The 24,624-nt window shown below is 65.2% G+C and carries 20 protein-coding genes; 9 read left to right on the top strand and 11 right to left on the bottom strand.

Translation table 11 applies throughout. The features are described 5' to 3' along the window. Positions 1-24: 24 nt before the first annotated feature. Positions 25-1,341 (bottom strand): CmpA/NrtA family ABC transporter substrate-binding protein, encoded by a 1,317-nt coding sequence (locus QX051_RS13050; protein ID WP_315776396.1) that lies wholly within the window; start codon positions 1,339-1,341, stop codon positions 25-27. Between the two features lie 146 nt (positions 1,342-1,487). On the opposite strand from QX051_RS13050, the gene QX051_RS13045 reads away from it, so the two are divergent. The 3 genes from QX051_RS13045 to QX051_RS13035 all read left to right on the top strand — a co-directional run bounded on the left by QX051_RS13045 (position 1,488) and on the right by QX051_RS13035 (position 4,645). Beyond that, positions 1,488-1,805 carry a hypothetical protein gene (locus tag QX051_RS13045; protein WP_315776395.1) on the top strand — a complete coding sequence of 106 codons (318 nt, stop codon included), beginning with the start codon at positions 1,488-1,490 and terminating at the stop codon, positions 1,803-1,805. Positions 1,806-2,013: 208 nt separating this feature from the next. Then, the gene (locus tag QX051_RS13040; protein ID WP_315776394.1) at positions 2,014-2,847 is read left to right on the top strand and encodes a formate/nitrite transporter family protein; all 834 of its coding nucleotides are present in this window, start codon (positions 2,014-2,016) and stop codon (positions 2,845-2,847) included. Positions 2,848-2,914: 67 nt separating this feature from the next. Continuing rightward, the gene (locus QX051_RS13035) at positions 2,915-4,645 is read left to right on the top strand and encodes a bifunctional protein-serine/threonine kinase/phosphatase (RefSeq protein ID WP_315776393.1); all 1,731 of its coding nucleotides are present in this window, start codon (positions 2,915-2,917) and stop codon (positions 4,643-4,645) included. 23 nt (positions 4,646-4,668) lie between these two features. Here the strand turns inward: QX051_RS13035 and QX051_RS13030 are convergent, their stop codons facing one another. Further along, positions 4,669-5,583, bottom strand: coding sequence for an intradiol ring-cleavage dioxygenase (locus QX051_RS13030; RefSeq protein WP_315737165.1), 915 nt, complete (start codon positions 5,581-5,583; stop codon positions 4,669-4,671). 149 nt (positions 5,584-5,732) lie between these two features. On the opposite strand from QX051_RS13030, the gene QX051_RS13025 reads away from it, so the two are divergent. Beyond that, positions 5,733-7,007, top strand: a complete 1,275-nt coding sequence (locus QX051_RS13025) for a serine hydrolase domain-containing protein (RefSeq protein WP_315776392.1) — start codon at positions 5,733-5,735, stop codon at positions 7,005-7,007. A gap of 241 nt (positions 7,008-7,248) precedes the next feature. Next, complete coding sequence (locus QX051_RS13020; protein ID WP_315776391.1) at positions 7,249-8,766, top strand: sensor histidine kinase; 1,518 nt, start codon at positions 7,249-7,251, stop codon at positions 8,764-8,766. Positions 8,767-8,772: 6 nt separating this feature from the next. On the opposite strand, the gene QX051_RS13015 is transcribed toward QX051_RS13020, so the two are convergent. After that, positions 8,773-9,507 (bottom strand): cytochrome c biogenesis CcdA family protein, encoded by a 735-nt coding sequence (locus QX051_RS13015; RefSeq protein ID WP_315758506.1) that lies wholly within the window; start codon positions 9,505-9,507, stop codon positions 8,773-8,775. 304 nt (positions 9,508-9,811) lie between these two features. Beyond that, on the bottom strand, positions 9,812-10,123 hold the full coding sequence (locus tag QX051_RS13010; protein WP_315758505.1) for a hypothetical protein: 312 nt from the start codon (positions 10,121-10,123) through the stop codon (positions 9,812-9,814). 407 nt (positions 10,124-10,530) lie between these two features. On the opposite strand from QX051_RS13010, the gene QX051_RS13005 reads away from it, so the two are divergent. The 3 genes from QX051_RS13005 (at position 10,531) to QX051_RS12995 (ending at position 13,417) form a co-directional block, all read left to right on the top strand. Further along, the gene (locus QX051_RS13005) at positions 10,531-11,751 is read left to right on the top strand and encodes a LysR family transcriptional regulator (protein WP_315776390.1); all 1,221 of its coding nucleotides are present in this window, start codon (positions 10,531-10,533) and stop codon (positions 11,749-11,751) included. A 7-nt stretch (positions 11,752-11,758) separates the two neighbouring features. Continuing rightward, positions 11,759-12,154: a helix-turn-helix domain-containing protein gene (locus tag QX051_RS13000; RefSeq protein ID WP_015668220.1), complete on the top strand. Its 396-nt coding sequence runs from the start codon at positions 11,759-11,761 to the stop codon at positions 12,152-12,154. Positions 12,155-12,595: 441 nt separating this feature from the next. Continuing rightward, on the top strand, positions 12,596-13,417 hold the full coding sequence (locus QX051_RS12995; protein ID WP_315737160.1) for an enoyl-CoA hydratase: 822 nt from the start codon (positions 12,596-12,598) through the stop codon (positions 13,415-13,417). A gap of 117 nt (positions 13,418-13,534) precedes the next feature. Here QX051_RS12995 and QX051_RS12990 read toward each other — a convergent pair whose 3' ends face one another. From QX051_RS12990 to QX051_RS12980, 3 genes are all read right to left on the bottom strand, one after another. Beyond that, a complete protein-coding gene (locus QX051_RS12990; protein ID WP_315776389.1) occupies positions 13,535-14,614 on the bottom strand; it encodes an isocitrate/isopropylmalate dehydrogenase family protein in 1,080 nt (359 codons plus the stop codon). Between the two features lie 126 nt (positions 14,615-14,740). Beyond that, complete coding sequence (locus QX051_RS12985) at positions 14,741-15,808, bottom strand: alcohol dehydrogenase (RefSeq protein ID WP_315776388.1); 1,068 nt, start codon at positions 15,806-15,808, stop codon at positions 14,741-14,743. 229 nt (positions 15,809-16,037) lie between these two features. After that, positions 16,038-17,105, bottom strand: a complete 1,068-nt coding sequence (locus tag QX051_RS12980) for a CaiB/BaiF CoA transferase family protein (protein WP_409998093.1) — start codon at positions 17,103-17,105, stop codon at positions 16,038-16,040. Between the two features lie 340 nt (positions 17,106-17,445). Here QX051_RS12980 and glgA point away from each other — a divergent pair, with 340 nt between their 5' ends. Continuing rightward, the gene (gene glgA / locus QX051_RS12975; protein WP_315776387.1) at positions 17,446-18,861 is read left to right on the top strand and encodes a glycogen synthase GlgA; all 1,416 of its coding nucleotides are present in this window, start codon (positions 17,446-17,448) and stop codon (positions 18,859-18,861) included. Between the two features lie 157 nt (positions 18,862-19,018). Here glgA and QX051_RS12970 read toward each other — a convergent pair whose 3' ends face one another. The 4 genes from QX051_RS12970 to QX051_RS12955 all read right to left on the bottom strand — a co-directional run bounded on the left by QX051_RS12970 (position 19,019) and on the right by QX051_RS12955 (position 24,624). Continuing rightward, entirely contained in the window at positions 19,019-21,142 is a 2,124-nt protein-coding gene (locus QX051_RS12970; protein WP_315776386.1) for a HAMP domain-containing methyl-accepting chemotaxis protein, read from the bottom strand. 590 nt (positions 21,143-21,732) lie between these two features. Next, entirely contained in the window at positions 21,733-21,918 is a 186-nt protein-coding gene (gene ccoS, locus QX051_RS12965) for a cbb3-type cytochrome oxidase assembly protein CcoS (protein ID WP_315737154.1), read from the bottom strand. Continuing rightward, the gene (locus QX051_RS12960) at positions 21,909-24,110 is read right to left on the bottom strand and encodes a cation-translocating P-type ATPase (protein WP_315776385.1); all 2,202 of its coding nucleotides are present in this window, start codon (positions 24,108-24,110) and stop codon (positions 21,909-21,911) included. The genes ccoS and QX051_RS12960 overlap by 10 nt, the downstream gene beginning before the upstream one ends. A gap of 13 nt (positions 24,111-24,123) precedes the next feature. Then, positions 24,124-24,624, bottom strand: a complete 501-nt coding sequence (locus QX051_RS12955) for a FixH family protein (RefSeq protein ID WP_315776384.1) — start codon at positions 24,622-24,624, stop codon at positions 24,124-24,126.

Genomic DNA, 24,624 nt, shown 5'->3' with positions numbered 1-24,624 from the left:
TTCCGCGCGCGGCGAGAGTCCTGATCAGGCGTCGACGCGCTTGATCGACAGCGACTTCAGGTAGGCGGTGGGATCTTCCGGATCGAACACCTTGCCATCGAAGAAGGTCTCCTTGCCGCGCGACTTGGAGGTCGGAATCTCGGCGGCGGCGACGTTCATCTCCTTGGCGGCCTCGCGCCAGATGTCCTCGCGGTTGACCTTGGCGATCAGCGACTTGGCGTCGAAGCCGGCCTCATACTTGCCCCACCGGATGTCCTCGGTGATGAACCAGAGATCGTGGCTCTGGAATGGATAGGATGCGAAGTCGCTCCAGTACTTCATGATGTGCGGCGAGTTCTCGACGACCTTGCCGGTGCCGTAGTCGAACTTGCCGGCCGAGCGCCCGGCGACGTCCTCGACCGGGCAGTTGATCCACTGCCGCTTGGCCATGATGGTCGCGAGCTCCTGCTTGTTCTCCATCTTGTCGGCCCACTGCTGGGCTTCCATCACCGCCATCGTCAACGCCTTCGCGGCCTTCGGATATTTGTCGACAAAGGCGGCGCGCATCGCGAAGGATTTTTCGGGATGCTTGTTCCAGATCTCGCCCGTCGTGACGGCGGTGTAGCCGATGCCCTGGTTGACGAGCTGCGCATTCCACGGCTCGCCGACGCAGAAGCAGTCCATGGTGCCGACCTTCATGTTGGCCACCATCTGCGGCGGCGGCACCACGATGGTCTCGATGTCCTTGTCGGGATCGATGCCGCCGGCGGCGAGCCAATAGCGGATCCAGAGATCGTGGGTGCCGCCCGGGAAGGTCATCGCTGCCTTCACGGACTTGCCGGAGGCCTTCTTCTTCTCCAGCGCGGCCTTGAACGGCGCGGTATCGAGACCGAGCTTCAGGTCGGCGTACTCCTTGCCGACCGAGATGCACTGCGCATCGAGATTGAGGCGCGCCAGGATGTACATCGGCGTCGGCTGGTTGTTCTGCGTCACCTTGCCCGAGGAGATGAGGTAGGGCATCGGCGTGAGGATGTGCGCGCCGTCGATGCCGTTGCCCTCGGAGCCGAGCACGAGATTGTCGCGGGTTGTGCCCCATGAGGCCTGCTTCTGCACATCGACATCAGGCATGCCGTATTTGGCAAAGAGGCCCTTGTCCTTGGCGACGAACAGCGGGCCGGCATCGCTGAGCGCGATGAAGCCGAGCTTGGCGCTGGTGACTTCCGGCCCTGCCCCCTGGGCAAAGGCTCCGCCGGGAAAGCCCAGCTTCGCGGCAGCGAGCAGCGCGGCCGTGCCGGCACCGGCCTTGAGAAGCTGACGACGGCTGAGGCCGTTGCGGCGAGCAGGATTGGCAGTCTTCGTCATGAGTGCTGTCGTCCTTTGTCTGAAGAGCGCTCGATGGTGAATGGCCGTCCGTTGCGGGTCGCTGCACCACGCACAAAGGCGTGTTCCGAGGAGACCTCGGAAGGGGCAGCGTCACGATTCGGATGAGGGTTGCGCGGACGGCATCGATGGCGTCGGACACGCTCTTTCAAGCTTCGTGCCAACGTGCCGATTCGGATTTGTCAGGCAAATTCAACCCTTTAGCGTTGCACAACAATCCATCAGAGGCAGCGGGACGCATCCAAAATTTGCGATTCGCACACTTTGTGTGCGGCGCACACAAAATAAGCATGGAGAGATTGTTCCGTGAGCATCAGGGCACCAAAAGAGCCCTTTCAGGCAGCCGCAGCAGAGAAACTCCAGCGCAGTCGCTTGAAATCACTGACTTTCTCGGTGGCGTCAAATTTGGCACACGCATTGCTTCTGGTTCTGCAAGTCAACGATGACTGCGGTTCGCCGGACTGTCGACGCCGATGGCGCTGATCTCCGGGACGGATGCGCACACGCGACCGAGGTCTCCTCGGCGCGGTCGTCGTGACGCCCTTCCCGCATTCGACATCCGATCCGCCTGCCCGTGGCGATGTCCCTCGAGAGCCAGACCCTCTCGCAAGGCAGCGCGCAATCGACTCCCGAGAGCAAGCAAAGGACGTTTGAATGTCGTATCTCGCGCCTTCAGAATTCGTCACCAAGATGGTGGACGCAGGCGAGTCCAAGATCTTCATGTCGACCCGCGACACCGTCATCCGCGCCTACATGGCGGGCGCGATCCTGGCGCTCGCGGCCTGGTTTGCCGTCACCATCAACGTGAACACCGGCCAGCCGCTCATCGGCGCCCTGTTGTTTCCGGTCGGTTTCTGCATGCTCTATTTGCTGGGCTTCGATCTGCTGACGGGTGTGTTCGTGCTGTCGCCGCTGGCCGTGATCGACAAACGTCCGGGTGCGACCATCGCAGGCGTGCTGCGCAACTGGGGACTTGTCTTCATCGGCAATTTCGCCGGAGCGCTGACCGTAGCCTTCATGATGGCATTCGTGACCACGTTCGGCTTCACGCAGGAGCCGGACAAGGTCGGCGCTGTGATCGGCAATATCGGTGAAGGCCGGACGCTCGGCTACGCGGCGCATGGCGCGGCCGGCATGGCGACGCTGTTCATCCGCGGCATGCTGTGCAACTGGATGGTCTCCACCGGCGTGGTCGGTGCGATGATCTCGACGACGGTCCCGGGCAAGGTGCTGGCGATGTGGATGCCGATCCTGGTCTTCTTCTACATGGTGTTCGAGCATTCGGTGGTGAACATGTTCCTGTTCCCGTCGGGGCTGATGCTCCATGCGAAGTTCTCGATCACGGACTACCTGGTCTGGAACGAGATCCCGACCGTGCTCGGCAATCTCGTCGGCGGCCTCTCGTTCACCGGCCTGACGCTCTATGCCACCCACATCAGGACGCAGCCGAAGCGTGATGCCAAGATCGCAGCTCGCGCCGCGGCCTGATTCCGTTTCCCTCGGAGAGCCCGGCCCCGGTAAGGTCGGGCTCCCTTCATTTCGCCCGACAGCCCAAATGCCATTGCGGATCACAATCGGAGCGCATTCCGACAAAGGGCAGAAGCCGGGCAACCAGGACTTCCACGGCGCTCTGATTCCCGATGAGCCGGCGCTCAGCCTGAAGGGCATCGCGATCGCGATCGCGGACGGGATCAGCAGCAGCGAGGTCAGCCACATTGCGAGCGAGTCGGCGGTCAAGAGCTTCCTGACCGACTATTACTGCACGCCGGATGCCTGGTCGGTGAAGACCTCGGTGCGACGCGTGATCGCCGCGGCCAATTCCTGGCTCTACGCCCAGACCAGGGCCAGCCAATACGCCTATGACCGCGACAAAGGTTATGTCTGCACGCTCAGCGCGATCGTGATCAAGGCGGCCACGGCGCATCTCTTCCATATCGGCGATTGTCGCATCTATCGCCCCGCAGGCCATTCGCTCGAGCAGCTCACCGACGATCATCGCGTCATCATCTCGTCGCAGCAGAGCTATCTGGGGCGTGCGCTCGGGGTCAATCCCGAGGTCGAAATCGACTATCAGGCCATTCGGATCGAGCGCGGCGACATCTTCGTGCTCGCGACGGACGGCGTTCACGAGCACGTGGGCAAGCGTTTTGTCGCCAACGTGTTGAAGGAGAATTCCCACGACCTCGATCAGGCGGCCCGCATCATCGTCGCTGAGGCACTGGCGCAGGGCAGTGCGGACAATCTCACGATCCAGATCGTGCGGATCGACGAACTCGGAGCCGGCGATGCCGCCGAGATCCCGGTCCAGACCGAGCAGCTGCCGCCCGCGCCGCTGCTGGACGCGCGGACGATCTTCGAGGGCTACCGGATCGTGCGCGAGATCCATGCCAGCAGCCGCAGCCACATCTATCTGGCCATCGACGTCGAGACGGAGCTCGCCGTCGCCCTCAAGGTGCCTTCGATCGACCTGCGCGGCGACGGCGCCTATCTCAAACGGTTCCTGATGGAAGACTGGATCGCGCGGCGGATCGATAACCCGCATGTGCTGAAGGCCTTCCCATCGACGCGGCGCCGCGATCATCTCTACGTCGTCACCGAATTCGTCGAAGGCCAGACCTTGGCGCAATGGATGATCGACCATCCCAAAGCCGATCTCGATGCCATCAGAGACATCATCGATCAGATCGCCAAGGGGCTGCAGGCGCTGCATCGAAAGGAAATGCTGCACCAGGATCTGCGGCCGCAGAACATCATGATCGACCGGACCCGAACGGTGAAGATCATCGATTTCGGATCGGTGCGCGTCAGCGGCGTGATCGAGGCCGACCCGGCTGCCGACCACGACAGCATCCTCGGCACCCAGCAGTATACGGCGCCGGAATATTTTCTCGGCGAGGGCGGCTCCGAATGGTCCGATCAGTTCTCACTCGGAGTCATCGCTTACCAGATGCTGACGGGGCGATTGCCCTACGGCGCGCAGATGGCGCGCGCAAGAACCCGGGCGCAGTTTCGCAAGGTCCGCTATCTGCCGGCCTCCGGCGATGACCAAGCCGTCCCGCTCTGGATCGATGGCGCACTTCGACGCGCCGTCCATCCCATCGCCGCCAAACGTTACGAGAGCCTCTCCGAATTCGTCTTCGACCTTCGGCACCCCAATCCGGCCTATGTCGGCGACAGCCGGACGCCCCTGATCGAGCGCAATCCGCTGCTGTTCTGGAAGGCAGCGACTGCGCTGCTCGCGATGGCAGTGATCATCCTGCTCGCGGCTCGCCACGGCGGCTGGTAGTCGGACCTGCCGGCCGCCACAGCTCAGGCGGGTTCAGGCGCGATCGCGCCGAGCGGTCTCGGCGCCGCGCCCGCTCCCGGCTTCATGCGGAAATCATAGGTCATGAAGTGCCATGGCCCGACGGCCAGCTTACCGTCCGGCATCACCGCGTCGCTGCGCCGCTCCACTTGGGCGACGAGGTCGTTCTTGACGCCAAACACGACATCGCTGTCGAGATATTCGTCACCGCCGACGAAGACGTGGGTGATCAGCGGCTCGTAGCCCTTGGCGTCCACCAGGAAATGCACATGAGCCGGCCGCATCGGATGGCGTTTGGTGCTCAGGATCATCTGTCCCACCGGACCGTCGGTCGGGATCGGATAGCTGCAGGGCAGGATGGTGCGGAAGAAAAAGCGACCGTCCGCGTCGGTGATGAAGCGCGCCCGCGACGACGGACCATCGCTCGCGTAGGACGGCCGCTGCGAATCGTAGAAGCCCTCGTCGTCGGCATGCCAGACATCGACCGTGGCGCCTGCCAGCGGGGCACCCGACAGATCGGTGACCCGTCCCTGGACGAACATCTTCTCGCCCTTGAGATCCGCCGAGATGTCGGTGCCGTGGGGCGTCACCTTGTGCTCGCCGACGTAGAACGGGCCGAGCACGGTCGTCTCCGTCGCCCCTGCCCGGTCGCGATGATTGATGGCGTCGACCAGCATCGACACGCCGAGCACGTCGGACAGCAGGATGAACTCCTGCCGGCTCGCGGTGCAGGTCTGTCCGGTGCGGGTGAGAAAGTCGATGGCGGCGGCCCACTCGTCGAAAGTGAGCTCCGTCCGGCGCACGTAATCGTGCAGCGATTTCACCAATTCCTGCAGCAGGAATTTCGCGCGCGGATCGGGTGTCCCTTCGAAGCTCGCGACGACGGCCTCCGTGAGCTCGGCCTCGTTGAATTGTGTCATTGCCAATTCCTCCCGGCGCAAAGGGTACACGACGCATCCCTGGCCTGCCATTGGACGCGGCGCGTTTTTCGGCTATCACCCGGAACAAACGGCATGTGCGGCCGATCCTCGCGCAGGCCGCCAGAAACCGATCATAGCGGAGACGCCCGATGCTCGCCCCGACACCCGCCTCGCCCGAAACCGTCGGCATGTCGAAAGCCGCGCTCGATCGCATCGATGTCCATCTGCGGCAGCGCTATATCGAGGCCGGCCGCTTTCCCGGGACGCAGTTGATGGTCTATCGCCGCGGCAAGATCGTGCATGCGAGCTCGCTCGGCTATGCCGACGTCGAGCGCAAGGTCCCGGTCAGGGACGACACGATCTACCGCATCTATTCGATGACCAAGCCGATCACCTCGGTCGCCTTCATGATGCTGGTCGAGGAAGGCAAGGTCGCGCTCGACGAGCCGGTCGCAAAATACATTCCGGAGTGGAAGAATCTGGGCGTGTTCGTCGCCGGCACCGCGCCGGCCTTTGTCAGCCGGCCGCCGGCGCGGCCGATGCTGATCGTCGACCTCTTGCGCCACACCTCCGGCCTCACCTACGGCTTCCAGCAGCGCTCGAACGTCGATGCCGCGTATCGCGACGCGAAGATCGGCGCGGTCGAAAAGGCAGGAACGTTGCAGTCGATGATCGACGACCTGTCGCGCATTCCGCTGGAGTTCTCGCCGGGGGAAGCCTGGAACTACTCGGTCTCCACCGACGTGGTCGGCTATCTCGTCGGCAAGATCGCCGACAAGCCGTTCGAGCAAGTGCTGAAAGAGCGCATCTTCGATCCGCTCGGCATGAACGACACCGACTTCCACGTCCCCGCCGCGAAGGCGCACCGGCTGGCGGCGTGCTACTCGGCCGATGCCGGCGGCGCCTTGTCGTTCCACGCCGCCGATCGCAAGGGCGACCTGACCTTGCAGGACGATCCCGCCACCAGCTCTTTCTTGAGCCCGCCCGACTTCATCTCAGGCGGCGGCGGTCTGTGCTCGACCACGGCGGACTATCTGACGTTCTGCCGCGCGCTGGTCAATGGCGGCGAGCTCGGCGGGGTCAGGCTGCTCGGCCCGAAGACGCTGAAGCTGATGACCTCGAACCATCTGCCGGGCGGCGTCGACCTGCCGGCGCTGTCGCGCTCGATGTTCGCGGAAGCAGCCTATAACGGCATCGGCTTCGGTCTCGGCTTCTCGGTGACGATGGATCCGGCCAAGACGCTCATTCCAGGCAGCGCCGGAGAATATGCCTGGGGCGGTGCGGCCTCCACCGCGTTCTGGATCGATCCGGCCGAGGAGCTGATCACGATCTTCATGACCCAGGTGCTGCCGTCGAGCGCCTATCCGATCCGCCGCGAACTGCGCACGATGGTGTATGCGGCCATCAGCGAGAGCAACGTCTAGGAGAGGCGCTGTGGCGGTAAAGCCGCTCAGGGAACCGGCGATCGCCGCGCGTTGCGCTTGGCGTGCACGCGGTGCTCTCCTATGCTGACAGTCATGTGAACGGTTGCAACCGCCGAGCCCTTGCGGAGGCAGCCGCTCCAGCCTGAAATGCGCTCGCTGCACAAGTTCGCCTCCGCCCGACGCACCTCCGCCTGCGTCAGTCCCAACGGCGATCAGCAGCGCCAGCTCAAACGGGGCATCCGTGCCAAAACTCTCCCTGCCGATCCGGCTTGCTCTTCTGGTCGCAGGGACCACGCTGCCGCTCATCCTGTTCGCAGGCGGAATCGTCTTGCACAACTACATGCAGGACCGCAGCGACGCCCGTCAGCGCGTGCTGGAGACGGTGCGCAGCATCCGGCTGACGCTCGATGCGGAAATGCAGCGCATGACTGGCGGCGTCCAGGTGCTGGCGCTGACCGATGCCCTGACCACCGGCGATTTCGAACGCTTCCGCCCGATCGCGATGGGCTTCCTCGAGCAGTACGGCAAGAACGGCACGATCGTGGTCGCCGACCGCAACGGACGCCAGCTGTTCTCGTCGGCGACGACGGATACGGCTCACCTGCCGACGCGCAACAACCGCGAGATCACCCGCCGCGTGTTCGAGACCCGGCAGCCGCAATATTCCGACCTTTTCTACGGCGTCGTGAAGAAGAGCCTGATCGTCACCGTCGAGGTGCCCGTCTTTCGCGACGGCGAGGTCGTCTATGACATCTCGTTCAGCCCGCCGATCGAGATGTTCCAGACCATCCTGGAAAAGCAGCGGCCGAACCCGGACTGGACCTTGTCGCTGCTCGACCGCAAGGCGACCGTATTCGCACGCGTGCCAAATCCGGCGGACACGATAGGCAAGCAGGCCTCGCCATCGGTGTTTGATCGCATGCGCAGCGAGCAGGAGGCGACGCTGTCGAGCGTATCGCTCGAGGGCGTGCCGCTGCTGTCGAGCTTCACCCACTCCACCCTCACCGGATGGACCATCGGCGCCGGCATCGCCGAGGATTCGCTTGTGGCGCCGCTGTGGCGCAACCTCGCCGTCACCAGCCTGCTCGGCGGCATCATGCTGGCGATCGGTCTGGCCTTTGCGGTGCGGATGGCGACGACGATCGCGCGCGCCGAGATGCTGCACGACCTGCTGATCGAGGAGCTCAATCACCGGGTCAAGAACACGCTGGCGATCCTGCAGGCGATCGCGGTGCAGACCTTCCGCAGCGCCAGCCGCCATGAGCGTGAGAAGTTCGAGGGCCGGCTCGGCGCGCTCGCCGAGGCGCATAATCTGCTCAGCAAGGAGAAATGGCAGGGTTCTGAGCTGCAGGACGTGATCGAGCGCGTGCTCAAGCCCTACCGCCTCAACACGCCCGACCGCATCAGGATCTCCGGCCCGAAGGTGGCGCTGTCGCCGCGGCTCGCCGTGGTGCTGTCGATGATCGTGCACGAGATCGCAACCAACGCCGCCAAGTATGGTGCGCTCTCCAACGACACCGGCACGGTCGACCTGTCCTGGGAGCTGGCGAGCGCGGCCGACGCGGCGAAGAAGCTGCCGGCACGGCTGCGGCTGGTGTGGCAGGAAACCGGCGGCCCGGTGGTCTCGGCGCCGATCCAGCGCGGCTTCGGCTCCCGCCTGATCGTGCGCAGCGCGCGCGATCAGCTCGGCGGCGAGGCGACGGTCGACTTCCTGCCACCGGGCGTGGTCTACACCATCACCTGCAAGCTCGACGATTGAGCCGCGTCAGCCGAACCTCTGCAGCGCCGGGAACGTCTCGAGCAGCCAGATGCTGAAGGTCGAGACCGCGCCGGTGAGAAAGCCGATGCCGGTGGCGATCATCAGCACGCCCATCGCGCGCTCGATGTTCACGAGATGGCCACGCATGCGGATGAACAGCGCCGAGAACTGTTCGATCATGAACGCCGCGACCAGGAACGGAATGCCGAGGCCGGCGGAATAGACGGCAAGAAGCCCGGCCCCCTTGGCGACTGTCGTCTCCGCGGCTGCGATCGAGAGGATCGCCGCCAGGATCGGCCCGATGCACGGCGTCCAGCCGAAGGCGAAGGCGAGCCCCATGACGTAGGCGCCCCACAGGCCGACCGGCTTGGGGATCGGCAGCCGACCTTCGCGCATCAGGAACGCGATCCGGGTCAGGCCGAGGAAGTGCAGGCCCATCACGATGATGACGATGCCGGCGAGAATGGACAACTGCTCCGACCAGGCCCGGATCAGGCCGCCGATCAGCGAAGCGCTCGCCCCCAACATCACGAACACGGTCGAGAAGCCCAGCACGAACAGTGCAGCCGAGATCATCACGGCGCGGCGCGACGCGGCCGGAGGCTCCTCGCTCTCGATGTGCTCGATCGTGGCACCGGTGAGATAGACCAGATAAGGCGGAACCAGCGGTAGCACGCAGGGCGAAAGAAAACTGACCAGGCCAGCAATGAACGCGGCCGGAATCGATACGTTCTGGATCATGCGAGTCCCGCGATACGCCCCTCCAGGCGCAAGCCGGGGCACGACGCTTCTTGCCGCCGATGCCGGGAATACGCAACAGACGTGCCGAAGTTACGGCGGTCACCGATGATCACCGCCTGCGGGCTTTCGCGAGGACAGAGCCCGACATCCCCGGATCGGGGGCCTCATTGGCGAAGTCCCCCGCCGCGATGGGAGTGTCCGCCTCGTTCCAACCGGCTCGTCTGCGAGCCGGTGCGCGCTCACTGTGGGATCACGACATATCACAAATGCGCTAAATGCACCCTTGTGCACACATCGAACTGTGCTATTTCACCACTCGAAGCAACGGTGGCCGGCGCTGACCCGGCTGCAGCTTCGCATCGCGCAGCTTGTCGGGATTGTCAGCTTGAACCATCTCATCGCAAAGCGATTTCAGATCGTCTTCGCTCAGACGGTTCAGCTTCATACGCAGGTCGAGGATGGCAACCGAGACCAAATGTGCCGATTCGCGATTGCCCGTTGCCGCGAGCATGGCGCGGCACTGCTCCAGGGATGCAAGCACTGCAAGCATTTGTTCGTCTGAATTGGCCACAGGCGTCGTTTCCGTTCTAGCGTGCGACGAGATCGAGCCGAGCAACTCCCGACTCGCGGATGGCTTCCAAATACGTCATGTCGTTGCTCCCCTGCGCTTTGCCCATGCGGTTCAGTCCTGGCATGACGCAGGGTGAAGACACGCCACCGCTTCCCGGCATTCGATGAGTCAGCGCCACGATCCGTTCATCAAGATAGCATGACAACGGACCATCTTCGAATACCATTTCATTGCGGTCGAGGCAAAAACCGTCGATCTTAGATTCGACTCGCGCTAAGCGTGTCCTTGTCCTACATGATGTGTCAGACCGCGCGTCTGCTGGCGGTAAGACCATGCTGCAGAGAACTGAAGGTAGCAGACTCATCGACCCTCGATCGCTCAACCAAATCACGGCACGAACGTGTCTTGCCCGTAATTTATCGGAATCACTCTAGCAGGCGGAGAGAGCTTGTATGCGCGTTGCGGCGGAACGGGGCGTTCCTCAGAAGGAACGCCAGGACCTAGCCGAGACCCCTGCGACGCTGGCGCCAGGGGAGCACGGCGACTCGTCTGCTGCGGCAGGATCGAGCATCGAACTGAGCCGAGAGAGTGGCGGCGCCAGGGGCGCAGCGGCGAGCAAGCCGGCAAGAACTGTGACGGGCCGGGCCGCCCCGGCAAAGTCAACCATGAGCAAATCGGCGCTGGCAAGTCTCACCGACTGGGATGCAGCGCGGATCTTCCTCGAGGTTGTCAGGGCCGGCAGCTTCCGCTCCGCGGCCGAGCGGCTGACGCTCTCGATCAATGCCGTACGGCGGCGCATCGATGATTTCGAGCGGCAGATCGGCGCGACGCTGTTCACGCGCGATGTCCACGGCGCTCGGCTGACCGACGAAGGCGCGCTGGTGGTCTCCGCCGTCGAGCACATGGAGGCCGCGTCATTCGAGCTGCTGCGCGCGGGCGATGGTCTCGCCGGCGCTGCGTCGGGCGAGGTCCGGGTCGCGGTGACCGAGGGGCTCGGCACGTTCTGGCTGGCGCCCCGGCTGGTCGAATTTCAGCAGAGCTTCCCCAACGTCATGGTCGACCTCTATTGCGCGATGCGCTCGGCCGATGTGTCGCGTCACGAGGCCGATGTCGCCATCCACCTCACCCGGCCGGCGGCGCTCGACGTCAAGCTGGTCCGGCTCGGCCGCATGCACCTGATGTGCTTTGCGAGCGAGAAATATCTGGAGATATTTGGCATCCCAAAGACGATTGACGATCTCGTCAAACATCGCTTGGTTCTGCAGGTGGCGGACGAAGCCGCCGCCAACGCCGCCTTCGCCACCATCTTTCCCGGTTTTGAGCAGCGGGACCTGATCGCGATGACCACCAATGTCTCGAGCGCCAATTACTGGGCGGTGGCGCACGGCGCCGGTATCGGAGTCTTCCCAACCTACGCGAGTGCCCTGGGCGGGAAGATCATACCGCTTGAGGTTGATCTCAAGTGGTCCTACGACATCTGGCTGTCTTACCATGCCACCACTGGACGCATCCCTAGGGTGCGTCACATGATCGACTGGCTGGTGGAGGCCTTTAACCCTGGCAAATACCCGTGGTTTAAAGACGAATTCATCCATCCACAGCAACTTAAAACAGTATATATGGGTGAACCCCTGACCCATCTTTTCGGGGGCTTTCCGATGGAAGGACGGTAAAATCAGTATGAACAAATCAGCGGCAAAGAAAATGAAGCAGCGCAGTGCGGGCAAGCCCGACATCGAGCTCGGCAAGCGGATTCGCCTGCGGCGTGTAGAGCAGAAGATCTCGCAGGCTGAGCTCGGCGAGAAGCTCGGCGTGAGCTTCCAGCAGGTCCAGAAGTACGAGAAGGGCGTCAACCGGGTCGGCGCTGCGCGTCTGCAGCAGATCGCCACCGCGCTCGACGTGCCCGTGACGTTCTTCTACGACGGCGACAGCAAGGCCCGTGAGGTCGAGAGCCTCCTGTTCCTGGACAGCGCCTTCAGCCTGCGGTTGCTGCGCGCCTACAGCAAGATCAAGGACCAGACGGTACAACGTCAGCTGGTATCCTTGATGGAATCGATCGCAGCGAACGAAGAATAGGCAAGGCTGTCTGATCCGTCAGACACGTCTGCCCGTGATGGATATGGGCCATCTTCGCTCGAGGGCGCAACTTGGGGGCGCCAGGCGATCTGCCAGCTCGGGCGAGTTCACTGCCTCGGCTCAAGGCCGAGCGATCGGCGTGGCCGACACACCGGCCCTTCTCGTCCGCCCAGCGATCGCTGCGCGGTCTGAGGCTTCGTCGCCTTTATTTTTTCGTGCTCCCCTGCCGTCATAGGAAGTGGCGGCATGCCGGCGTTTCGGTCCCGTCCGGCCGACGCTGATCGTGAAGGGCTCGCGTTCTCTCCTGGACGATCCGTGCACAGGTCGAGAGCATCGGCCCGGACGTCCCTTGCCTGCCCATCATGTCCTGAACCCACATTGACGCCGTCACCGGCGCGGTGAACGATACCGGCCGCCTGCCCTCCTGCCGACGGACCCTCCATGCCGATCATCTCCGAGCTCCCCACCACCTTCGCCGGGGACAAGATCCTCATGACCAGAGCGGGCGATGGCGTCGGCATCATCACCTTCAACAACCCGGACAAACGCAATGCGATGTCGCTGGAGATGTGGGAGGGGCTCGGCCAGGCGCTGGTGGCGCTGCGCGACGACGAGGCGATCCGGGTCGTGGTGCTGACCGGCGCCGGCGACAAGGCCTTCGTGTCCGGCGCCGACATCAGCCAGTTCGAGCAGAGCCGCCACAATGCCGCAGCCTCCGAGGCCTATGCCGAGCGAAGCGCCGCCCAGCGGGCGCTGCTCGCCGGCTACCCGAAGCCGACGATCGCCTGCATCCGCGGCTTCTGCCTCGGCGGCGGCCTGCAGATCGCGATGCTGACCGACATGCGCTTCGCCGCCGCGGACAGCCAGTTCGGCATCCCCGCCGCCAGGCTCGGCATCGCCTACGGTTACGACGGCCTCCGCAATCTGGTGTCCCTGGTCGGCCCGTCGCAGGCGCGGCTGCTGCTCTATACGGGCCTGCGGATCGATGCCGCGGAGGCGCTGCGGATCGGCCTCGTCGATCGGATGATGAGCATCGACGAGCTGCTGCCGGCCACGCTGGAGATCGCCCGCACCATTGCCGGCAATGCGCCGCTGGCGGTTAAGGCCGCCAAGATCACCATCGCCGAAGTGCTGAAGGACGAAAGCCGCCGCGACACAGCCGCGATCAAGCGGATTGGCGATGCCTGCATGGATTCGGAGGATTTCCGCGAGGGCCGCCGCGCCTTCATGGAGAAGCGCAAGCCGGCCTTCAAGGGACGCTAATTAAATCATGATGCGTTTCCAAGAAAACGCATCATGATCCTGTCTCTATGATCCTGTCTCTCATTGTTTGAGCATGATCGTTTCGGAAAATCGGTTCCCACTTTTCCGGATCATGCTCTAAAGCGCCTCCAGCACCGCCTTCGTGACGTCGATCGTGCCGGCATCGCCACCGAATTCGAACGGCTTGAGGCCGGATGCATAGACCTGGTCGACGGCCTGCTCGATCCGCTGGGACGCCTCGGCTGCGCCCTCGATGCCATGGGTGTCCGCTAGCCAGTCCAGCATCATCGCGGCCGACAGGATCATCGCGGTCGGGTTGGCCTTGCCCTGCCCCATGATGTCGGGCGCCGTGCCGTGGCAGGGCTGGAACACCGCATGGCGGTCGCCGATGTCGGCCGAGGGCGCCATGCCCATGCCGCCGACGAGGCCGGCGGCGAGATCGGAGAGGATGTCGCCGAACATGTTCTCGGTGACCAGGACGTCGAAATCCCAGGGGCGCTTCACCAGCATCAACGCGCACGCATCGACGTAGAGATGATCTGCCTTCACATCCGGATGAAGCTGAGCGACCTCGTCGAAAATCTTGCGGAAGTAGGCGAAGGCCTTGAAGACGTTGGCCTTGTCGACGCAGGCTAATGTCCCCGAGCGGCCGCGATCCTTGCGGCGGGCGGCGAGCTTGAAGGAGAAGTTGAAGAGCCGCTCGGACGTCCTGCGGGTGATGACGAGCGTCTCGCGCGCCTCCTCATGTGTCACCACACCTTTGCCCATCGAGGCGAACAGGCCCTCGGTCGACTCGCGGATGACGACGAAGTCGATGCCGTGCTCGGCGGCGCCGACGATCGGGCTCGGTACGCCCGGAATCAGCCGCGCCGGCCGCACGCCGGCATAGAGATCGAAATGGAAGCGCAGCTCGATCTGCGGCGCGATCTCGGTGTTGTCGGGATAGCGCACCGACGGCAGGCCGCAGGCGCCGAGCAGGATCGCGTCCGCCTGCTCGCACAGCCGGATCGTGGCGTCGGCGATCGAGACCCCGGTCGCAAGATAGTTGGTGGCGCCGGCCTGGGCCTCGGTGAAACGGAACGACAGGCCGGCCCTGGCCTCGACCTTGCGCAGCACCTCGAGCGCTGGCGCCATGACCTCCGGCCCGATGCCGTCGCCGGGAAGGACTGCGATGTGGAGTGCGTTGGTGGAGGGCATGTTTTCTTCGCAATACGAGTGAGTTAGCTCGGTCATTGCGAGCGAAGCGACGCAATCCAGGGCTCAGGTTGAGACTCTGAATTGCTTCGTCGCTTCGCTCCTCGCAATGACGGGAGTGGCTGGGAGTTACGGCGTCAGCACGGCGCGGCCGACGAGTTGGCCCTTCTGCAGCTCGCGCAGGGCATCGTTGGCCTTGGCGAGCGGCATCGGCGTCACCGGGATCGGCGCGATGTTCTTGGCGCGGACCAGGTCGAGCAGCTCCTTCGTCTCGCGGAGATTGCCGACATAGCTGCCCTGGATGGTGACCGCCTTGATCGGAATGAGCGGCAGCGCCCACGGCGCACCGCCGCCGAACAGGCCGACGATGACCAGCTTGCCGCCCTTTGTCAGGCAGTCGAAGCCGAGCTGCGCGGTGGCGGCATTGCCGACCAGGTCGATGACGGCCCGGATCGGCTCGCCTGCGGCCTTGTTCAATTGCTCGAGCGCGTCCGGCGCCTTGCCGTCGACCGCCGCCAGCGCGCCGGCCGCCAACGCGGCCTCGCGCTTGCGCGCGTCGATATCGACCACGATCGCGCCCTTGCCGCCCATGGCCTTCAACAGCGACAGCGCCATCAGCCCGAGCCCGCCGGCGCCGAAGATCACGATCGGCGTGTCGAAATCCTTCTCGACCTTCTTGAGCGCGCTGTAGGTCGTCACGCCCGAGCAGGCGTAGGGCGCGGTCGTCACCGGATCGAGCCCCTTGAGGTCGATCAGGTGGCGCGGATGCGGCACGGTCATGTGGTCGGCATAGCCGCCATCGCAATAGACGCCGAGCGAGGCCGGCTTCAGGCACATGTTCTCGTCGCCGGCAAGGCACGTGGCGCATTTGCCGCAGCCGATCCAGGGATAGACCAGCACGACGTCGCCGACCTTCAGCCCGCCCTTCTCGGCTTCGGTGACCTCGGGCCCGAACGCCACGATCTCACCGGCGCTCTCATGGCCCATGGTCCGCGGCAGCGACACGCCGCGATCCTTGAGGGACAGCGGCTTGCGGCCGTGGCCGAGATCATAGCCGCCTTCCCAGATGTGCAGATCGCTATGGCAGACGCCGGCCGCCTTCACCTTGATCAGCACCTGTTTGCCGAAGGGCTGCGGTGTCGGCTCGTCGACCTCGGTCAGCGGTGCATTGAAATCGGTGACCTTGAAGCTCTTCATGCTTTCACTCCCGTAGTCCGATGCGGGCGGGCCCGGACGGCGCATCGACGGGACGAGCGGCGAGGCTGCGCGCGGCAACGTCGCCTTGGACCTCCTCCCGGCATGAGCGCGTCCGGCTGGTCCGGACTGTTCTTGCGATATCGCGACATTGGCTGGAAACACGTGGAGCGGCAAGGCTGCGCGCAGCATGTGCGGTCATGGCAGCCCTGCAGCGGTTTGGCTCACGAGCTCAAGGTTTTGCAGCGTCGCTTACGCCAGCCCCCCGCAGGATTTCCACGGTGTGCTCTCCGAGGCTTGCAGCCCGCGGGCCCGCCGCAACCTTTGCCTCCGACATCCGGAACGGCAGGTTGACGACCTTGAAGGTCCCGGCGGCATCCTCCACGTCGGCCAGCGCGCCACGATGCGCGATCTGCGGATCAGCCAGCGCATCGGCCACGCTGCGGTAGGCCGAGCTGGGCACGCCGCCCGCGTTCAATGCCTCCAGGCATTGGGCGACGTTGAGCCGGCGCGACCAGGCCTCGACGCCATCCATCAGCGCGCCCCAGTTTGCCCGCCGGTCGGAATATTTTGCGAATCTGGGATCATCGACCCAGTCCGGATGTCCGATCACCGTCATCAGGTTCTGGAACGTCTTCTCGCTGGCGATGGCGATCATCACGAAGCCGTCGCGACACTCCGCCGGGCCAAAGGTCGGCCGCGACGGCTGCGCGACGGGAAATTGCGACCATTGGATCTCGTTCAAGGTCAGGCTCAGCATCGATTCCAGCATCGAGCAGTCGATGTGCTGGCCGCGGCCGGTGCGCTCGCGCTGATACAGGGCGGAGGCGATGGCGCCGAAGGCATAGGTCCCCGTCACCACGTCGGCGTGATAGATGCCGCAATAGTCAGGCCGGCTGCGCCCGGGCTGGTAGGCGAGATGCGCCATGTCATAGCCCGAGGCCGCGTGGATCACCGGCGCATAGGCCGGGAGTTCCGCCGAGGGGCCGGTCTGGCCGTAGCCGGAGATCGAACAGTAGATCAGCCGCGGGTTCAATTTGCGCAAGGTCGCATCGTCGAGCCCGAGCCGCTGCATCACGCCGGGGCGGAAATTCTCGACCAGGATGTCGGCACCTGTGACGAGCCGACGCACCGCGTCGCCGCCATCGCGCGATTTCAGATCGAGCACGACACTCTTCTTGCCGACGTTGAGCTGACCGAAGGCGGTGGAGCAGCCGCCGCGCATCGGAGGCCGGATGCGCATCGTTTCACCTTCAGCTGACTCGATCTTGATCACCTCCGCACCCATGTCTGCAAGCATGCGTGCACAATGCGGGCCGGCGATCGTGGTCGAAAAATCCAGGACGCGCAGCCCCGCGAAGCATCCTGTCAAACGGCTCTCATCGTTTCCAACTAGACTCACGAGCGCAGCTCCCTGGTGGAGTTCTCTTTTCCGCACGCCGATGCCGGCATGATCCACTTCCTCTTCGCCGATTCACGAAGCGTAAGCCATCGGATGCGGTGCGCGGGGAGTCTAGTTCGAACCATTCGATGTCGAAAGCGTTTGGCCTTCCGCCGCGGTGGGGCGACGCTTTTCTTCACGACTGAATTTGGACCTTTTCTTGCATAGGACGAACATGGGGCTTGATCGAGGACATCTCTTGCGGGTTCTGTTCGTTACGACCGAAATGGACGATTTCGTCCGGGTGGGCGGACTGGCTGCCGTTTCGGCGGCACTTCCCCGGGCACTACGCTCACACACCGACGTCAGGATCATGCTGCCCGGCTACCGGGACGTGATCGAGCAACTCACGCACATCGAGATCGTCGGCCAATGCGCTCCTCTGGCAGAGATGCCAGCCTGCGCGCTGGGACGGTCTTCGACCCGCGACGGCCTGCCGGTCTACGTCCTGCTCTGCGACGAGCTCTATGACCGTCCGGGCAATCCTTACGGCGACGAGAACGGGCAGGACTGGGCGGACAACGACATCCGCTTCGGCCGTCTCGCCGCCGCCGCTGCCGAGCTGGCGGCGGGCACGCTGGATGAGAACTGGGCAGCCGATCTGGTGCACGCCAACGATTGGCAGGCCGCATTGGTGCCGGCCTATCTGGCATGGCGCGGGGTCGAGGTTCCCTCGATCCTGACCATCCACAACCTCGCCTATCAGGGCCTGTTCCCGCGCGAGTCGCTGCGCCGGATCGGCGCCCCCGAATCCTCGTTCCACATCGACGGTCTGGAGTTCTACGACAAGCTGTCCTTTCTCAAGGGCGGCCTGGTCTATGCGTCGCATCTCACCACGGTCAGCTCGACCTATGCGCAGGAGATCACGACGCCGGAGCTCGGCTGCGGGCTGGAGGGCCTGCTCCGGCAGCGCTCCAACGCCCATGAGCTGACCGGCATTCTCAACGGCATCGACGAGAGCTGGGATCCCCGTTACTGCCAGCAGCTGGCGCAGCCCTTCGCCGCCGGCGACTGGAAGGGCAAGAAGGCCAACGCCGACTACGTCCGCAAGCAGTTCGGCCTCGCCGTGTCGCGCGGTCCGATGTTCGGCATCGTCGCGCGCCTCGTCCATCAGAAGGGCATCGACCTGGTGCTGGAAGCCGCCGACGAGATCGTCGGCGCCGGCGGCCAGATCGTGGTCACCGGCACCGGCGAGCCCGCCATCGAGCACGCGCTGTTGGAGGCTCACCGCCGCCGGCCGGACGCGATCGGGGTCGCCATTGGCTTCAACGATGCGCAGGCGCGGCGCATCTTCGCCGGCAGCGACTTCACCCTGATGCCGTCGCGCTTCGAGCCCTGCGGCCTGAGTCAGATGTATGCCCAGCGCTTCGGCTCGCTGCCGATCGGCCACCAGACCGGCGGCCTCGCCGAGACCATCACCGATGGCGAGACCGGATTCCTGTTCGAGAAGCCGTCGGCGGAATCCTTCCTCGGCGGGGTGAAGCGCGCGTTTTCGGCGTTCACCAGCACCGAGCGGCTGAACGAGATGCGGCTGTCGGCGATGGCACGCTCGTTCAGCTGGAACCTGTCGGCCGCCTGCTACAACGCGCTGTACCGGAAGATGCTGGCGTCGTAGCCCGCTCCCGTTGCCCGGATGAGCGAAGCGACATCCAGGTTCATCTCATCCTGTCGAACAGGCCCCGGTTATCGCTTCGCTCATCCGGGCTACGGTCAAACAACAAAAGCCCGGACGTCGTCCGGGCTTTTTCTTGTGCGCTTGAAAGGCGGGCTTCTTACGCTGCGCGGACCGCTTCCAGGAAGCTGCCGACCTCGCGCTTGAGCCGGTTGGAATCTCCGGCGAGCGACTTGGCCGATGACAGCACCTCGGCGGAGGCCGAGCCGGTCTGCGAGGCGCCGCGCTGCACGTCCGTGATGTTGGACGAGACCTGCTGGGTGCCGTGGGCGGCCTGCTGCACGTTGCGGGAGATTTCCTGCGTCGCAGCCCCCTGCTCTTCGACCGCCGCCGCAATGGCCGCGCCGATCTCGGCAAGCCGCTCGATCGTCGAGCTGATCGCCTGGATCGAATTCACCGATTCCTGCGTCGCGGCCTGCACGCCTGAGATCTGCTGCGAGATCTCCTCGGTCGCCTTCGCCGTCTGCTCGGCCAGCGCCTTGACCTCGGTCGCGACCACCGCGAAACCGCGCCCGGCGTCGCCCGCGCGCGCCGCCTCGATGGTGGCGTTGAGTGCGAGGAGATTGGTCTGTCCGGCAATGCTGTTGATGAGCTCGACGACGTCGCCGATGCGGGCTGCGGCCTGCGACAATTCGGCGACGCGCCCATTGGTCTGGCGCACCTGCTGCACGGCGTCGCCGGCCATGCGCGCCGACGCCTGGACCTGACGGCTGATCTCGGTCACCGACGAGGAGAGCTCCTCGGTGGCGGAGGCGACCGACTGAACGTTGGCGGAAGCTTCCTCCGACGCAGCCGCCACCACCGTGCTGAGCTCTTGCGAGCGGTTGGCGGTGTTTGTCAGCATATCCGCCGACGTTTCGAGGCCCGAGGCCGCCGACGACACGGTGTTGACGATGTCGGCGATCGTCGACTCGAAGTTGCGCGTCAGCGCATCCAGCCGCCGGGCCCGGTCGATCTGCGCCTGCGCGTCGCGCTGCGCGGCCTCGTCCGAGGCCTTCTTGGCGATCAGCGCGTCCTTGAAGATCTTCAGGGCGCGCGCCATCGCGCCGATCTCGTCCTTGCGGGACTCGTTCGGAATGTCGGCGCTCAGCTCGCCATTGGCGAGCCGCAGGGTCACGCCGGTCAGTCCGACCAGCGGGCCGACGACGCCACGGACGATGCCGATGACCACGGCGACCGACACGATTGCCACCAGCAGCAGAACGCCGAGCGCGATGAACAGCCGCAGCCGCGCCGCGCCGATGGCCTGATCGATGGCCTGATGCGCGGACTTGAGCGCAGCATCGCGCAGCACGATGACGTTGTTCAGCATCGGCGTCGTCCAGCGGCCCCACTCCTCCGCCGTGACCGGCGACGGCTGTCCGTCGCGCCCCGCCGTGACGAGTTGACGGTAGCGCTGTTCGCCCGCGCCCATCAGGGTCGTGCGAACGTGCTCGAGCGCTGCGGACACTTCCGGCGTATTGCGAACGCTGCGCGCCGCGAGCTCGATCTGCTGCCACAGCAGGGTCACCTGTCCGCTCTGCTCGGTCACCTCGGCAAGACGCGCCGGGGTCCAGCTGGTGTTCTGGATGAAGAAGCGCAACACGGCGGAGCGCGCGCCGTTGATCGTGCGCATCGATTGCGCCAATTGCGCAAGCTGGGCCGACGGCAACAGGTTCTCGATCTCGCCGCCGGCCCGCGACAGCTCGATCGCGGACTCGTCGATGGCGGCATTCAGAGACTCGGCCGCGCGACCGAGGCCATCCGTGGTCGTCGCCTGGATGTTCGCCGGACGCTGCGCGGCCGGAAGCGGTGCCGCGCTGCGCGCCGCGGAACGGACGCCGCGCAATGTCGTCGCTGCGGCATCGAGATTGGTGGTCGGCAGTCCCGCTACTTGCGCGGCGGTCTTGGCCTGGACCAGCGACTCGTCCGTCGTGGCGATGGCCTTGTCGAGCTTGGCGACATCATCCGCCGACGCGGACCCGGCCGCCGCGAGCAGATTCCACTGGCCGCGCTCGAGCGGGATCTGCGCATTGACCTTCAGTGCCAGCTCGAAGGCGTCCAGAACCCGGGCCGCCTGCTCGCGCTTGCGCAAGTCGCCCCACCCGCTCCACGCGAGCGCAAAGGCGAAGGCCATCGCGAAGAAGCCGGTCAGCAGATTGCCGGCGAGAATTTTCCATTTGAGGCTGACCGCACCGGTCTCCGGCTCAACCGTCTCATTCTGCAGCACCGCGCGTTCGGACATTGGCCAATCCCAATCAAATACCGCTGCCCGGCCGGTCACGCTCGCATCGGCCGATACGCGCTTGCGCAGCGGCCCTCCGGCGACGTCTTCGCACGGTCGGCAAACAAGGATCGCGGCGACGCCGCCGCGCCATAATGATTAAGAACGAATGGCGACTAATCCCTTAAACTGAGTTGATCCGAGCGGTATCGGAATGCCGAGATGCCGCACTAATCGGATCGACTCAGCTCATCGGCCCCTCTACTCCGCAGCCGCTGCGAGCGTCACCGACGAATCGCGTAACACCTCGCCGGAGAGCGGATCGTGCTCGCCCGACCAGGGCCTGCGCTCCAGGATGTTGGCACGGGCGGCTCGTGGCTCTCGTCCTCATGAATGCCGTCGCCCGTCATCGGGCGTTCGCATTGCACGCGCGGCCTGCGCTGCTTGAGAAATGCCGTTGTCCAATCGCGATGATAGCGCCTGCCTATCGATAGCGACGCTGATCTTCGTTCAGCAGGGCGAGACCATCGCCAGCAACTGCGCCGAGCAGGCATCGCCGCCGCGCTCGCGGTCGCGGGATGTCTGGCGCGTTGGCTGACGCTGCCGGGCGTTCAGGACCGGCTCGGCGCGGGCTCGGATTGAGCCGGCGGGGCCTGCTCATCGTCGTCGGCGATCGCGCGCCAAGCCGCCCCTTCGAGATCGTCGTACTGGCCGCTCTTCAGCGACCAGAGAAAGCCGACCAGACCGGCAAGGCCGAGCGCCAAAGCGAGCGGAACGAGAATGATCATCACTTCCATGACACGGCCTCCCCAGCCACCTTGCGGGCACGCAGCGCATTCAGCATGACGATGATCGATGAGCCGGACATCGCGGCTGCCGCGATCAGCGGGGTGACGACGCCGCTGATCGCAAGCGGCACCGCCAGGACGTTATAGCCGACCGCGAGCCACAGATTCTGCCGCATCAGATGCAGCGCCTTGCGCGCGTAGTCGATCGCGGCCAGCACCGGCGCCAGGGGACGACCGAGAAAGACGAGATCGGCGGTGGCCTGGCTGAGATGCGCGGCCGAAATCGGCGACATCGAAACGTGCGCGGCGGCGAGCGACGGCGCATCGTTCATGCCGTCGCCGACCATCATGACCTTGACCCCGGCCCGCTTCAGCTCCTCGATGCGCGCGATCTTGTCGGCCGGCGTCACGCCGGCGCGCCACTCGCTGATGCCGAGCGCCATGGCGGCCGCGGCCACCGCCGCCTCGCGATCGCCCGAGAGGATCTCGACCTTGATGCCGCGCCGCTGCAGGCCGGCGACGATCTTGGCAGCGTCAGGGCGCAGGCCCTGGCGCACCGAGAACAGGTACTTGCTATCGCCGCGGCTGAAGGCAACCACCGAAGCCTCGGGATCGACGCTGCTGGTCTGCGCAACCAGCGCCTCCGCGCCGCAGAAGGCCGGACGCCCCAGCCTGATTTCGACGCCGTCGACGACGGCGCGGACACCCTGCCCCGGCTCCTCGACCGCGCCCATCAGCGGCGAACGCGCATTGGCAGCCTGGGCCACCGCCGCCGCCACCGGATGATGGCTCGACAGCGCGAGCTGGCCGGCCAGTGCGAACACGTCTGCAGGAATGTCGGCGGCGTTGACGACCTCGAGCTCCGGCAGCGTCAAGGTGCCGGTCTTGTCGAAGATGACGTGATCGGCCTCGGCGAGGCGCTCGATCGCATCGCCCGCATTGAGCAGCACGCCGGACTTGAACATCGCGCCAGACGCCACGGTCTGCACGGTCGGAATCGCGAGCCCGAGGGCGCAGGGACAGGTGATGATCAGCACGGCGATGCCGGTGACGATGGCGTCGTGCCAGCTCGCCCCCATCAGCACCCAGCCGAGCACGGTGAGCGCTGCGGTCGCATGCACCACCGGCGCATACAGCCGCGAGGCGCGGTCGGCCAGCCGCATGTAGCGCGAGCGGGCCTGCAGCGCGTTGTCGAGCAGGCGCGTGATCTCGGCGAGCAAGGTGCCCTCGGCGGCGGCCGAGACCCGGACGCGCAGCGTGCCGGAAATGTTGAGCGAACCCGCATAGACCGCGGTGCCCTGCTCGGCCGGCACGTAGAGCGTCTCGCCGGTGATCAGGCTCTGGTCGATCTCGGAGCGGCCCTCGACGACCACGCCGTCGACCGCGCAGCGCTCGCCGGGACGCAGCAGCACCAGATCGCCGGCGCGAACGGCGGCGACCGGCACCTCCGAAATCTCGTCGGGGCCGATGAACTTGGTCGCGGTCTCCGCCTTCAGCGCGGCCAGATTGCCGGCGACGGCGCGGGTCTTCCGCCGCATGTTCTGGTCGAGATAGCGGCCGACCAGCAGGAAGGTCAGCAGCATGATCGCGGCGTCGAAATAGGCGTGCTCGGCGTGATGAAACGTCTCGACGATCGACATGCCCAAGGCCAGGATCACGCCGATGCAGATCGGCACGTCCATGTTGACGTTACCGGTCTTCAAGGCACGCCAGGCGGAGCGGAAGAACGGCTGGCCGGCATAGGCCGCAGCCGGCAGCGCGATCACGGCCGACAACCAGTGGAAGAAGTCGCGCTGCTCGGGCAGCATGTCGCTGACATTGCCGGACCAGACCGGGATCGACAGCATCATCACGTTCATGGTCGCGAACGCCGCGACGCCAAGACAGCGCAGCAGGAAGCGCGACTCCTCGGCCTCGGTGGCTTCCGCACTCGCCTTCTCGAACGGATAGGCCTTGTAGCCGAGCTCGGCGAGCCGATCGATGAACTTGGCCGGATCGAGCGTGCCCTGCTTCCATTCCAGCGCGACGCGGCGGTCGGTGAGATTGACGCGCGCCAGCGTCACGTCGGGCAGCGCGGAGAGGCCGCGCTCGATCTTGGCCATGCAGCCGGCGCAGCTGACGCCTTCGACCGCGAGGTCGATATGCTTCAGCCCTGCCCCGAGATCCTTGACGTAGTGAGAGAAGTCACGCGTCGCATGCATGATCGAAATCCCTTCAGTTCAGCAGCACGCGGTTCTTCGACATGAACAGGCGTCGGCCGCTGGAATCGCCTTCGAGCACGAGGTCCCACTGGCCCGGCGCGATCGCCTCCGCCGTGCCGCGATAGATGCCGATGCCGACCTCGGCGAGCGCGACCTCCTGATCCGCGCGCTTGTCGGCGGGACGCTCGAGCCGGCCCTGGAAGCTCAGGCCCGAGACGGGATTGCCGCTCGCGTCGCGCGCGTTGACCTGCAGAATGGCCGCGCCTCCGGCGCCACGCTCGATATGCGCCTCGACCTGCCAGCGCCGCGCCTCCTGGGCGCGCGCCGCCGCGATCTCCTTCTCGTAGCCGAGGCTGGCGCTGTAGGCGCTGTCGACCTCAGTGCCCGGCAAGGTCGAGATCGCCATCTTCATCATGTAGACGTTGACGCCGATCACGGTCCCGAAGAAGGCGAGGAGCATCGCGAGCACCATGCCTCCGGTCAGCTGGAAAGAAGGATTGGAACGGCTGGCCAT

It is taken from the genome of Bradyrhizobium sp. SZCCHNR1053 (genome assembly GCF_032381235.1).
Lineage (GTDB): Bacteria > Pseudomonadota > Alphaproteobacteria > Rhizobiales > Xanthobacteraceae > Bradyrhizobium.
This window is presented reverse-complemented; position numbering and strand designations above follow the sequence as displayed.

Excerpts from the sequence above, each read along its gene's own strand:
- QX051_RS13050 (WP_315776396.1), bottom strand. The coding sequence starts at position 1,341 with ATGACGAAGACTGCCAATCCTGCTCGCCGCAACGGCCTCAGCCGTCGT.
- QX051_RS13045 (WP_315776395.1), top strand. The coding sequence starts at position 1,488 with ATGGCGTCGGACACGCTCTTTCAAGCTTCGTGCCAACGTGCCGATTCG.
- QX051_RS13040 (WP_315776394.1), top strand. The coding sequence starts at position 2,014 with ATGTCGTATCTCGCGCCTTCAGAATTCGTCACCAAGATGGTGGACGCA.
- QX051_RS13035 (WP_315776393.1), top strand. The coding sequence starts at position 2,915 with ATGCCATTGCGGATCACAATCGGAGCGCATTCCGACAAAGGGCAGAAG.
- QX051_RS13030 (WP_315737165.1), bottom strand. The coding sequence starts at position 5,583 with ATGACACAATTCAACGAGGCCGAGCTCACGGAGGCCGTCGTCGCGAGC.
- QX051_RS13025 (WP_315776392.1), top strand. The coding sequence starts at position 5,733 with ATGCTCGCCCCGACACCCGCCTCGCCCGAAACCGTCGGCATGTCGAAA.
- QX051_RS13015 (WP_315758506.1), bottom strand. The coding sequence starts at position 9,507 with ATGATCCAGAACGTATCGATTCCGGCCGCGTTCATTGCTGGCCTGGTC.
- QX051_RS13005 (WP_315776390.1), top strand. The coding sequence starts at position 10,531 with ATGCGCGTTGCGGCGGAACGGGGCGTTCCTCAGAAGGAACGCCAGGAC.
- QX051_RS13000 (WP_015668220.1), top strand. The coding sequence starts at position 11,759 with ATGAACAAATCAGCGGCAAAGAAAATGAAGCAGCGCAGTGCGGGCAAG.
- QX051_RS12995 (WP_315737160.1), top strand. The coding sequence starts at position 12,596 with ATGCCGATCATCTCCGAGCTCCCCACCACCTTCGCCGGGGACAAGATC.
- QX051_RS12990 (WP_315776389.1), bottom strand. The coding sequence starts at position 14,614 with ATGCCCTCCACCAACGCACTCCACATCGCAGTCCTTCCCGGCGACGGC.
- QX051_RS12985 (WP_315776388.1), bottom strand. The coding sequence starts at position 15,808 with ATGAAGAGCTTCAAGGTCACCGATTTCAATGCACCGCTGACCGAGGTC.
- QX051_RS12980 (WP_409998093.1), bottom strand. The coding sequence starts at position 17,105 with ATGCTTGCAGACATGGGTGCGGAGGTGATCAAGATCGAGTCAGCTGAA.
- QX051_RS12970 (WP_315776386.1), bottom strand. The coding sequence starts at position 21,142 with ATGTCCGAACGCGCGGTGCTGCAGAATGAGACGGTTGAGCCGGAGACC.
- ccoS (WP_315737154.1), bottom strand. The coding sequence starts at position 21,918 with ATGGAAGTGATGATCATTCTCGTTCCGCTCGCTTTGGCGCTCGGCCTT.
- QX051_RS12960 (WP_315776385.1), bottom strand. The coding sequence starts at position 24,110 with ATGCATGCGACGCGTGACTTCTCTCACTACGTCAAGGATCTCGGGGCA.
- QX051_RS12955 (WP_315776384.1), bottom strand. The coding sequence starts at position 24,624 with ATGGCCAGCCGTTCCAATCCTTCTTTCCAGCTGACCGGAGGCATGGTG.